Annotated in this window: 12 protein-coding genes; all 12 read right to left on the reverse strand. The window is 40.6% G+C overall.

Annotated elements, in window-relative coordinates:
* Window positions 1-954, reverse strand: coding sequence for a ubiquinol oxidase subunit II (gene cyoA, locus MTF68_RS11880; RefSeq protein WP_154945878.1), 954 nt, complete (start codon window positions 952-954; stop codon window positions 1-3).
* Between the two features lie 311 nt (window positions 955-1,265).
* A complete protein-coding gene (locus MTF68_RS11885) occupies window positions 1,266-1,685 on the reverse strand; it encodes a hypothetical protein (RefSeq protein WP_055016845.1) in 420 nt (139 codons plus the stop codon).
* Between the two features lie 1,050 nt (window positions 1,686-2,735).
* Window positions 2,736-2,948 carry a (Na+)-NQR maturation NqrM gene (nqrM, locus tag MTF68_RS11890; RefSeq protein WP_004587136.1) on the reverse strand — a complete coding sequence of 71 codons (213 nt, stop codon included), beginning with the start codon at window positions 2,946-2,948 and terminating at the stop codon, window positions 2,736-2,738.
* A 162-nt stretch (window positions 2,949-3,110) separates the two neighbouring features.
* Entirely contained in the window at window positions 3,111-4,142 is a 1,032-nt protein-coding gene (locus MTF68_RS11895) for an FAD:protein FMN transferase (RefSeq protein ID WP_248462618.1), read from the reverse strand.
* 98 nt (window positions 4,143-4,240) lie between these two features.
* Complete coding sequence (gene nqrF, locus MTF68_RS11900) at window positions 4,241-5,470, reverse strand: NADH:ubiquinone reductase (Na(+)-transporting) subunit F (RefSeq protein ID WP_004587138.1); 1,230 nt, start codon at window positions 5,468-5,470, stop codon at window positions 4,241-4,243.
* A gap of 18 nt (window positions 5,471-5,488) precedes the next feature.
* Window positions 5,489-6,097, reverse strand: a complete 609-nt coding sequence (gene nqrE, locus MTF68_RS11905) for an NADH:ubiquinone reductase (Na(+)-transporting) subunit E (RefSeq protein ID WP_004587139.1) — start codon at window positions 6,095-6,097, stop codon at window positions 5,489-5,491.
* Window positions 6,098-6,107: 10 nt separating this feature from the next.
* Window positions 6,108-6,740: an NADH:ubiquinone reductase (Na(+)-transporting) subunit D gene (locus tag MTF68_RS11910; RefSeq protein WP_004587140.1), complete on the reverse strand. Its 633-nt coding sequence runs from the start codon at window positions 6,738-6,740 to the stop codon at window positions 6,108-6,110.
* Entirely contained in the window at window positions 6,740-7,492 is a 753-nt protein-coding gene (locus MTF68_RS11915; RefSeq protein WP_004587141.1) for a Na(+)-translocating NADH-quinone reductase subunit C, read from the reverse strand. Before MTF68_RS11915 ends, MTF68_RS11910 begins: the two co-directional genes overlap by 1 nt.
* On the reverse strand, window positions 7,485-8,687 hold the full coding sequence (locus MTF68_RS11920) for an NADH:ubiquinone reductase (Na(+)-transporting) subunit B (RefSeq protein ID WP_004587142.1): 1,203 nt from the start codon (window positions 8,685-8,687) through the stop codon (window positions 7,485-7,487). The genes MTF68_RS11915 and MTF68_RS11920 overlap by 8 nt, the downstream gene beginning before the upstream one ends.
* A 3-nt stretch (window positions 8,688-8,690) precedes the next feature.
* Window positions 8,691-10,034 (reverse strand): Na(+)-translocating NADH-quinone reductase subunit A, encoded by a 1,344-nt coding sequence (locus tag MTF68_RS11925; RefSeq protein ID WP_004587143.1) that lies wholly within the window; start codon window positions 10,032-10,034, stop codon window positions 8,691-8,693.
* A 353-nt stretch (window positions 10,035-10,387) separates the two neighbouring features.
* The gene (gene fabV, locus MTF68_RS11930; protein ID WP_024034299.1) at window positions 10,388-11,581 is read right to left on the reverse strand and encodes an enoyl-ACP reductase FabV; all 1,194 of its coding nucleotides are present in this window, start codon (window positions 11,579-11,581) and stop codon (window positions 10,388-10,390) included.
* A 124-nt stretch (window positions 11,582-11,705) separates the two neighbouring features.
* On the reverse strand, window positions 11,706-12,017 hold the full coding sequence (locus tag MTF68_RS11935; RefSeq protein ID WP_029773850.1) for a BolA/IbaG family iron-sulfur metabolism protein: 312 nt from the start codon (window positions 12,015-12,017) through the stop codon (window positions 11,706-11,708).
* Window positions 12,018-12,032: the final 15 nt, after the last annotated feature.

Below are 12,032 nucleotides of genomic sequence, written 5' to 3' on the forward strand. Positions count from 1 at the left end.
TTATTCCTCGCCCTGGCTGTGAGATGAAGGCATTGCGTGTTCATTCATTTCATGGTGCTTTTTGCTCATTTGCCCATGATCGCTCATCGCTTGATGTTTTTTGTTCATATCGCCATGTGCCTGCATATACTTCATAACAATGGTATGAAATAGGCCGTCGTCGACCTTGCCATAATAGGCAACAGGATTGTTTTCACTGGCTTTTGCAAGTTCAACATAATTGGCATGGGTGAGGTTATTAGCATTGGCTTTAACGCTTGTTACCCACGTGTCAAAATCAGCTTGTGTTGGGGTGGCAATGGCATTGAACTTCATACCGGTAAAACCTGCGCCACTGTAATTAGCAGAAAAGCCTTTAAATGTGCCCGGCTCGTTTGCGATTAAATGAAGCTTGGTTTCCATGCCTGCCATAGAATAAATTTGACTACCTAGCTGAGGAATAAAAAACGAGTTCATTGTGCTTTCTGAAGTGATTTTGTATTCCACCGGCACATTTGCCGGAAATACCAATTCATTTACCGTTGCAATACCTTGTTCTGGGTAAATAAATAGCCACTTCCAGTTTAATGAAACCACCTCTACAGTGAGGTGCTCGCCTTTACCTTCAATAGGTTTATAGGGGTCTAAGTCTTGGGTAGACTGCCAGGTAATAACACCTAAAATAATAACGATAACAATAGGAACAGCCCAAACAACGGCTTCAATCTTATTTGAATGAGCCCATTTTGGTGCATAAATTTCATGATCTTGTGTGTCTCGGTATTTCCATGCGAAATACAAAGTCATCACAATAACGGGGATTACTACGAGTAGCATAAGGACAGTAGCAATGATGATTAAGTTTTTCTCATCAATACCTATTTGGCCTTTTGGATCGAGTATCCCGCCTTTACAGCCTGACAACGCCAGCACCGTACTAGCTAAAGCAATATTACAAAGGTTACGAATTAACAAGGGAGTATCCTACAAACCTAGAGTTTTAATTTGCTGCTTTGAATAAAAATTAAGCAACGATTTTTCAATAAAAACCCAAGTTAACTAGAACTAAATTATAAAAATAAAGGGGACTGAACCCGCTGCAAATGGATGCAAAAAAATACCTAGCAACAAACCCAGCTTCTAAACGCATTTATATAACGTAATAAAAGTTAACTTGGGTGAGTGTTGGTTGGCTGACGTGATTAAAACACGCGGCTACATTGCTAATGCAAACTTTAATTATTTACAGCAAGAAAAAATAATTAAAACCAGCAACAAGTGAAGCCTTACAGACAACCTGTAAAGCTAGGTGGAGCACGACAACCATGTGCAGCGGACACAGGTTGGTGTACTTTTGCCTCGCGAAAAGCGAAAGCGGCTTTACGAAGGATTATTCCAGCACGACGCGCCGGAAAAATATGGAACAATAACCAGCAAAGGCCAATGAGTAACTGACTAGATATGATCGGATGAGCTAAAAATTGCGTAATGTGCAGCAAAACAGGCTCAACAATAGAGCCATTGCTAAACAACGCTTCAAGCTGAAAGGCATCCTCTAATGCACCACTTAGCAGCATTACCGTATTAAACACTAATAATGTTATAGCGACACACACGCCCTTGCCCGCTTTATTCAAGCGCTCACACGTTTGCGGTTTGCTAGAAGCAAAAGCCGTATTTGTATGATGCAAAGAAAGTGTGTTCAAAGACATTAACCTACTAAATGACTAATAACAAAATTAGAGTAATAAAGCGCGCAACGGAAAAATTAAAAAACATTGCTGCTGTAAGCCCTAAAACGAGGTGCTAAATACAATCAAACCCGGCTAGCACACATTTACCTAGTGAGAATTGATCCGTATCAAATAAACTTTCAAAACTTACTGAAAGTTCGATGCTGAGTATAACAAAGACAGTTTTCGGTTCAACAAAAAATATAAAGTTTTGCGTTAAGCTTTCGCAGCTATTTTGTTAATAAAAAATAACATAATAAAAATAAAGACTTAGTTTATAAATATTTTATATTTAGGAAGCGTGAGGAGTAGAGATAAGGGGGATTAATGAAGTTAAAAATAAAGCCGCACAAACAAAAACAGCCCAAATTCAGTCACCACCGAACTTGAGCCGCCTTTCACACTGACAACATCTTCACACACATATAAAGATTCTTGGTTCACACTGCGTGGCAATTGTAGGGAATAAAAACAACTCAAAACCGGTCACCACCGACCTTGAGTTGCCTTTCACACTGACAACATCTTCACACACAATATAAAGATTCTAGGTTTACACTGCGTTGCAATTGTAGGGGATAAAAACAACTCAAAACCAGTCACCACCGACCTTGAGTTGCCTTTCACACTGACAACATCTTCACACACAATATAAAGATTCTTGGTTTACACTGCGTGGCAATTGTAGGGGAATAAAAACAACTCAAGCTAAGTCACCACCGAACTTGAGTTGCCTTTCACACTGACAACATCTTCACACACAATATAAAGATTCTTTTAAGCGAGGCTAACTTTTATGCCTCAAGCTTATGACTAGAGCCTTGCTCTGTGTCTATGGTTAAACTTTAGAGTGTTAGCTCCAATTTGACAAACGAGAAAAATAAACCTAATAGGTGAAAAAAACTAAACTATAGACCTTGGTCTAATACATTAAGCTTGCGTTTATTTAAAACAGAGGTTGGACAATAAATACACAGGTACAAAAAAAGCGCCATAAGGCGCTTTTTGTCATTAAGCTACGGCTTAAATAATTTGGTTTTCTTTCCAGGCTTGCTCTTTAGCCATACGCTTTTTACGCTTATCACATGGATCGTCACAATCACAGGCTTTATCAATACCTACCGAGCCTAATCCACCGCAACTACTTGCCATAGATTTTCTTTGCACGATCATACCAACAGCCATAGCTATCACGATTAAAATTAATAAACCAAATGTAAGAAGAAAAAGTGACATTGCTTAGCCCCTATTGATCAGCAATAAATTATGCTCAAACATTGTTGAGCGACCGCTAAATTATACACCCAAAACCCACATAGATGCGAGAGAAGTCTATTTCAAAAAATCGGTTGTAATATGCGTTTAGCACTAATAAAGCTTTAGCTAAACGCCATTATATTACAAATAAGGCTTAAATGCAGTGCTCGCGTAAGTCACAATGCCTTTATCTGATTTAGCCATTAAGTACACAGGTAAATCGTGCTTTTCAGCGTATGCTTTAGCATTCTCCATTCCCATAACCGTTAATGCGGTTGCTAAGCCATCTGCGGTCATTGCACTAGGATGTAATACAGTAACCGACACTAAGTCATGTTTGATTGGCATGCCTGTTACTGGGTCAATTAAATGAGTGTAAGTTTCGCCATCCATTTTATAAAAAATACGGTAGTCACCTGATGTTGCAATGCCATTCGTACCGGGCGCTAATACACGGTGAACTTTTCGCTCGCCTGGTGGCGCATCTGGCTGCTCTATCGCGATTTTCCAATCTTGGTTATTTGGCTTTTCACCGCCAATGCGCAGCTCCCCACCTATTTCTACCATGTAGTTACTAATATTTTGGCTTTCAAGTAATTGCGCTACTTTATCAATGCCATACCCTTTCGCTGTGGCCGAAAACGACAGCTCTAAACCATCAACTGTTTTAGCAAGGCCCTGCTCAGTAAGATTTAGTTTATCTACACCAATTTTTTCAATCATTGCAGCAAGTGCTTCATCACTTGGGCGCTTAGTTGGTTTTTTATCAGGTCCAAAGCCCCATAAATCTATTAACGGGCCCATCGTTACATCAAGCGTTTTGGTCGACTTACCTAAACGAATCGATTCACTCACCACAGCCCTAAAGTCTTCACTAATTGGCATAACCTGGTTGGCGGGTAATTTATTAAATGTGTTAATTTCAGAATCGGGGATATACGTAGACATAGACTGATTAACCGCTTTCAATTGCGTATCTATTTGCTGCTGTAATTTAGTGGCATCAACGCTTTTATCGTCGGCAAAGTATTTAATATGATAGGTGGTGCCCATCGTTTTGCCTTCTAAAAATACCTCCTGAGGTGTTTTATCAGCCCCACAGCCAGAGATAAATAGCATTATAGTTAATAAAAAAATACTGATAGCGCCTTGAGAACTGCTTACTCTGTTCATTAAATTAGCCCATGTAAAATAAAATAAAAAAAGCCCCGTTGCACAATGTGCGACGAGGCCCGTATTTTAACCAAAACTAAGCTGTTTTGATATGGGTGTTAGCCACCGAAGTCATCTAGTAAGATGTTTTCGTCTTCTACACCTAGGTCTTTAAGCATGCCGATAACAGCCGCGTTCATCATTGGAGGACCACACATGTAGAACTCACAATCTTCTGGCGCTTCATGATCTTTCAAGTAGTTTTCATAAAGTACGTTATGGATAAAGCCTGTGTAACCTTCCCAGTTATCTTCTGGTTGTGGGTCAGACAATGCGGTATGCCATACAAAGTTATCGTTTTCAGCTGCTAAGCCATCGAAATCTTCAACATAGAACATTTCACGCTCAGAACGTGCACCATACCAGAAACTAATCTTACGCTTAGAGTTTAAACGCTTAAGTTGGTCAAAGATATGTGAACGCATTGGTGCCATACCTGCACCACCACCTACGAATACCATTTCAGCGTCGGTGTCTTTAGCGAAGAACTCACCAAATGGACCTGAAATAGTTACCTTGTCGCCTGCTTTAAGTGACCAAATGTACGATGACATTTTACCACATGGTAGGCTCAGGTTTCTTGGCGGCGGCGTAGCAATACGCACGTTAAGCATGATAATGCCTTCTTCTTCTGGGTAGTTAGCCATTGAGTATGCACGAATTGTTTCGTCGTCTACTTTTGACTCCAGGTCGAAGAAACCAAAGTGATTCCAGTCGCCACGATACTCTTCAGGAATATCGAAATCTGCGTATTTAACATGGTGAGCAGGCGCTTCGATTTGGATGTAACCACCCGCACGGAAAGGCACTGATTCGCCATCTGGAATTTGTAGCTTAAGCTCTTTAATGAACGTTGCTTTGTTATCGTTAGAGATAACTTCACAATCCCATTTTTTAACACCGAAAATTGACTCTTCAAGTTCAATTTCCATGTCGTTTTTAACATTTACCTGACACGCTAAACGACAGCCTTCACGGGCTTCACCTTTAGAAATGTGATCAAGTTCTGTTGGTAAGATATCGCCACCACCTTCTTTAATGTGTACACGACACTGACCACAAGAGCCACCGCCACCACACGCAGATGATACGAAAATACCTGATTCAGATAGCGCGCCTAAAAGCTTGCTACCTGCTGATGTTTTAATGGCTTTGTCTGGATCGCCATTAATACCGATGATGATGTCACCGCTTGCAACTAACTTAGATTTAGCACCAATGATAACTAAAACTAGTAGTACAACGATAGCGATGAAAACACCAACGCCTAAGAAAATCTCATAACTCATGATTTATCCTCGCTACCTTTATAGTGAAATACCAGAGAATGACATAAAGCCAAGACCCATTAAACCAACAGTGATGAAGGTAATACCTAAACCACGTAGGCCATCTGGCACGTCTGAATATTTCATTTTCTCACGGATACCTGCAAGTAATGTAATTGCAAGCGCCCAACCAACACCAGCGCCAACACCATAAACAACAGACTCGCCGAAATTATAGTTACGCTCAACCATGAATGATACCGCACCAAAAATCGCACAGTTAACTGTGATTAGTGGTAAGAAGATACCTAATGCGTTGTAAAGTGCAGGGAAAAACTTATCTAATGCCATTTCCAAAATTTGCACGAGTGCTGCAATAACACCAATGAACGTTAAGAAACGTAAAAAGCTAAGGTCTGCTTCGGGGTAACCAAGCCACTCTAATGCACCCGGTGCAAGTACGGCATGGTAAACCAAGTTATTTACTGGTACAGAAATACCCAGTACCACAATAACGGCTACACCTAGGCCAATTGATGTAGTTACTTTTTTAGATACTGCTAAGAAAGTACACATACCTAGGAAGAAAGCTAAAGCTAAGTTTTCAATAAAAACCGCTTTTACAAATAAACTAATATAATGTTCCACTGCTTGCCCCTTACGCTTTAGCTTCTACTTGGTCTTTCTTATAAGTACGAAGTACCCATATGAATAAACCAATGATGAAGAATGCACTCGGTGGTAAAATCAATAGACCCATAGGTTGATACCAACCACCATCTTGTACTAATGGGATAATATCAACACCGAATAGTGTTCCCTTACCAAATAGCTCACGAATGAAACCAACAGTAAGTAATACCACTGAGTAGCCTAAGCCATTACCAATACCATCTAAAAATGACATAAGTGGCGGCGACTTCATTGCGTACGCTTCAGCACGACCCATTACAATACAGTTAGTAATGATTAGGCCAACGAATACAGAAAGCTCTTTCGCCGTAGCGTAAGAGAATGCTTGTAATACTTGGTCTACAACAATTACTAGTGAAGCAATGATCGTCATCTGTACGATAATACGTACTGATGAAGGTATGTGGTTACGAATGCTTGAAATGAACAAGCTAGAAAACGCCGTTACTAATGTCAAAGCAATTGACATGATTAAGGCATTTTTTAAGCTAGACGTTACCGCCAGAGCAGAACAAATACCAAGTACTTGTAATGCGATTGGGTTGTTAGCTAAAACCGGACCAAATAGGACCGACTTCATTTCTTTAGTATCAGCCATTATTTCAACGCTCCTTCACGTACCTTCGCAAGGAAAGGACCAAAGCCGTTTTCACCAGTCCAAAAGTCAACTGTGTGATCAACACCATTAGAAGTTAGTGTAGCACCTGATAAACCATCAATTTGATGTTCGTTGCTAGCACCGCTTTTCATAATGTTAATAGGTAACTCTTTACCTTGCCATTTAGCTGTCCATTGTGGGTTTTGAATTTCGCCACCCAGGCCTGGTGTTTCGCTATGCTTGTAAAAGTTGATGTTTTTAACTGTTTCGCCATCGCTTTCAAGCGCTAAGAAACCATACATTACACCCCAAAGGCCGTAACCTTGGATAGGTAAAATGATTGCATCTGTAGAGCCATCTTCTTTTTTAGAGATGTAAACAGGTGAGTTTTTAGTCATACGCTGAATACCAGCGATGTCCTTAATCCCTTCTGCTTTAAGTGCAAAACTTCTTTGTTGGTCGAATTTCGATTTTTCGAAATCAAATGAGTTTGGATCAGCATCTTCAACAAATTCGCCAGTGTCCATATCAACAACACGTGCTTCGATTTTGCCATCGAATGTGTCAGATACAGAGTTTGCGATTTCAATATCAGCTGCTGCTAAGATATTACGTTGAATATCTTGAGTTTTATTAGCTTGCTGTAAAGGACGAAGCTGTACAGAAGCAAACGATACAATAATTGCACACACTAAACATAGTGCTACAACAACCGTTAACGTTTTGCCGATTGATTCGTTATTACTAGACATTACGTGCCAACCTCCGCTTGATATTAGCTTGCACTACAAAGTGATCGAACAGTGGAGCAAATAAGTTAGCAAATAAGATTGCTAGCATCATGCCTTCTGGGAAAGCAGGGTTTACTACACGGATCATAACTACCATAAAGCCAATAAGCGCGCCGTATGCGAACTTACCTTTATCGGTAAATGCAGCTGATACAGGGTCAGTAGCCATAAAGAACATACCAAACGCAAAACCACCCAGTACTAAATGCCAATGCCAAGGCATTGCAAATACAGGATTGCTCTCAGAGCCAACCGCATTTAATAAGAATGCAGTTGCCACCATACCTAGGAATACACCTAGTACAATGCGCCAAGAAGCGATGCGAACGTAAATTAAGAATAAGCCACCAATAAGCACAGCAAGCGTAGATGTCTCACCTACAGAACCTTGAATGAAACCGTAAAACGCATTCCACCATAGCTCCATGTTGCTGTAATCAAGAGTGCCTACAAACGCTTGACCTAGCATAGTTGCACCAGAGAACGAGTCTACTGCAGTCCATACTGTGTCACCTGAAATTTGTGCAGGGTATGCGAAGAATAAAAACGCACGGCCCGCTAATGCAGGGTTTAAGAAGTTACGGCCTGTACCACCAAAGATTTCTTTAGCAATAACAACACCAAACGTAATACCTAACGCCACTTGCCATAAAGGAATAGTCGCAGGCAAAATAAGTGCAAATAATACAGAGGTTACGAAGAAACCTTCGTTAACTTCATGCTTACGCACAGAAGCAAATAGTACTTCCCAAAAACCACCTACTGCAAAAGTAACGGCGTATATTGGTAAGAAGAAACATGCCCCGTAGAACATTTTTGCGCCCCAGCCCGACTCAGCGGTTAATTCACCACCAAATAACTGGAACAAGCCAACCTGCCAAGAGTTTGCTAGTTCAAAACCTTGTGCTAAAGCACCTGCGGCCTGATGACCGATGTTGAACATACCAAAAAACATAGCTGGGAACGTCGCCATCCACACTAAAATCATCATGCGTTTTAGGTCGATATTATCGCGAACGTGAGTTGCGCCTTTATTTACATAACCTGGCGTGTAAAAAATAGTCGCGGCTGCTTCATACAGGGCGTACCATTTTTCGTGTTTACCACCTGGTTCAAAATGCGGCTCAATGTCTTCTAAAAATTTCTTTAAACCCATCTCTTAGCCTTCCTTCTCGATCGTTGTTAAGCAATCGCGTAGGATAGAACCATACTCGTATTTGCCCGGACAAACGAAGGTACATAACGCTAAATCTTCTTCATCAAGTTCAAGCGCGCCTAATGAAATTGCACTGTCTAAGTCACGTGAAATTAAGTCACGTAATAATAGAGTTGGCAAAATATCTAACGGCATTACGCGCTCGTAGCTACCAATTGGTACCATGGCACGTTTTGAACCACCTGTAGACGTTGTCATTTTAAATAAACGACTCGGTGCAAGGTGAGAAAGGAATGTACGCGTTACAGAGAATTTATCACTACCTGGTGCAATCCAACCAAACAGCTCTTTTTCGCGACCTTCAAGTAAAACAGATACTTGAACGTGGTAGCGACCTAAGAATGCATGAGGACCTGAAGAAATAGCGCCAGATAAAACAGAACCAGAAATAACACGGTTATCACCGTCTTCTAATTCGCCTGCCACTAAATCATCTAATGAAGCACCTAGTTGTGTTTTCACTAAACGAGGGTTTTTAACGCGAGGACCTGCAAGCGAAATAACACGGTCTGTGTTGATTTCACCAGTAAGGAATAAGTGACCATACGCGATAACGTCTTGGTAACCAATATGCCAAACTTGTTTATTAACAGATACTGCATCAAGGTGATGAATATGAGTACCAACTAAGCCTGCTGGATGCACGCCACCGAACTCATGTACTTCTACTTGAGCGATAGACGAGCTAGGAACTTGACTGCCAGCTTGCTTACATACAAATACTTTGCCATCGGTCAAACGCGAAACAACAGCAAGACCCGCTTCAAATGCAGCTGCATTTTCGGCAATAATTACTGCAGGATCTGCAGCAAGAGGGTTTGTGTCGATAGCGGTTACAAATATAGAGCTAGGATTTGCATCCAACGCAGCTATTTTGCTAAATGGGCGAGCACGAAGTGCTGTCCATTGACCTGACTGAACAAGTACTTCTTTGGCTTTTTCACGCGATAAGCTTGCAAGCTCATCTGCATTGAAAGAGTCAAAGGTGATTTGCTCACTGCCGTTTACTTCAATAACAACAGATTGCAGCACACGTTTAGCACCACGATTAATTTCTTTTACTGTACCAGAAGCTGGTGCAGTAAATAGGACGCCTGGGTTCTTTTTGTCTTCAAAAAGTACCTGGCCTTTTTTGACTTGGTCATCCACACGAACATGCATGGTTGGACGCATACCGATAAACTCTTCACCTAGCACAGCTACACGTTTGATGGCAGAACCATCATGAATAACTTGCTGAGGCGCGCCCTCTATGGGTAAATCCAGACCTTTTTTTATGTTGATCATACGCACTTGCATTAATTAACGGAAAGAAACTGAAAAATCGTATCAACCACGTCGCCACTTGAGTTATCCAAGATATATCAAGGTACAAAAGAACAACTTGCTAGGAATATCAAACAAGCAACGCAGTAAAACTCCTCACATATTGCTTCGATTTTAACATCATTATGTACGACTATGCGAGTGTATTTATGAAAATTATACGACAGAAACGCTTATTTAGTTTTGTTAAGTGTTTTAAATAAAAATCAAGGTAGACCAAAGTGGTAGCCTAAGCACCTAACTGCCACAAAATATCTAAAACACTAAAAGCAAAAAAGCCGCAATAAGCGACTTTTTATAATTACAAAGTATGATTAGTCAATCATGTTTGCAATTGGCTTCACTGCATCTACATCTTGCTCATAGTCAACAGCGTCAATGCCAAAACCAAATAAACGTAAAAATTCGTTATGGTAGCCTACATAATCGGTTAGCTCATCAATTGAGCTCGTATCTACTTTATCCCAAACAGCTTGCACACGTGCTTGTACATCGTCTTCTAGCTCTTTGTAGTTTTGAAATAAGTGGCCGCCTTCATCAAAGCGTGGGTTTTCACCGTATAGGTTTTCGCTAAATAAAGCATGAATTTGCTCAATGGTGCCTTCATAAGTGCCATCGGCTTTCATTACTTTAAATAAAGCAGAGATATATAGCGGCATAATAGGAATAGCAGAGCTTGCCTGAGTAACAACAGCATTTAACGACGACACATAGGCTTGACCATTTAAATCTTTTGTCGATTCTTTAATTGCAGCAGTTGCTCGGTCTAAATCTTCTTTTGCTTTACCTATAGTTGCGTGCCCGTAGATTGGCCACGTTAACTCTTTACCTATATAAGTATAAGCCGTGGTTTTAAAGTTATCGGCTAGTACGTCTGCTTCTTTTAATGCATCAATCCACATTTCCCAATCTTCACCGCCCATCACTTTAATGGTGTTGTCGATGTCATCTTGGCTTGCGGCTTCTACTGTTACTTCGTCAATTTCGCGCTTTGACGTATTTAAGTTTTTTGTAGTTACAGCACTGCCAATAGGTTTAAGTGTAGATGAATACACCTCACCGGTATTTGGATCGGTACGACGAGGCGATGCTAAGCTGTAAATAATACAGTCTACTTTGCCTAAATCTGCTTTGATTGTCTCGATTGCTTTTTGCTTAATTTCGTTAGAAAACGCATCGCCATTAATATTTTTTGACCAAAGCCCAGCTTCATCTGCAGCGTCTTGAAATGCTGCTGTATTGTACCAACCAGCAGAACCTGTTTTACGCTCTGTACCTTCTTTTTCAAAGAAAATACCCAGTGTTTTAGCCCCACCGCCAAATGCCGCCGTAATACGAGACGCTAAGCCGTAACCAGTAGATGCACCAATTACGAGTACATTTTTAGGCGCATCTTTTAATTCGCCTTGTTGTTTTACATAGTTAATTTGCTCTTGAACATGCTCTGCACATCCTACAGGGTGTGCGTTAGTACAAATAAATCCACGAATTTTAGGCTTAATGACCATTGATCATCCTATATCTTTTACAATAAAAATTAGCGCTAGTTTAAAGGCTAATACTAAAAACACTGATCTGATCAGTTAAAGCTGATCAAATACCCCTATTTATATTGGCTAACCTACATTGTGGTTAATTTAGCTTTGAGCCGCCCATACAATTTGGAGAGTCAGGTGCTTCGCCACCCTGCTCTGAAAATTCATCTGGCGTGTACGTATGAATCGCTAAGGCATGAATATGATTTGCTAGCTCATCTTTTAGTACTTCGTTAATTTGGCGGTGGCGCTGTAGTAATCGTTTACCCGCAAATTCTTCACTTACCACAATTACTTTAAAATGCGACTCACTACCGGCGCTATGCATATGGCTTTCGTTAATTACGTTTAAATGCTTACAGGCAATCGCGCTACTAAGCTTGTCTTGAATTTGTTGTTGCATTGACATTAAAACACCATATTT

This window comes from Pseudoalteromonas sp. 2CM37A (assembly GCF_023161885.1).
In the GTDB taxonomy this organism is placed as follows: domain Bacteria; phylum Pseudomonadota; class Gammaproteobacteria; order Enterobacterales; family Alteromonadaceae; genus Pseudoalteromonas; species Pseudoalteromonas atlantica.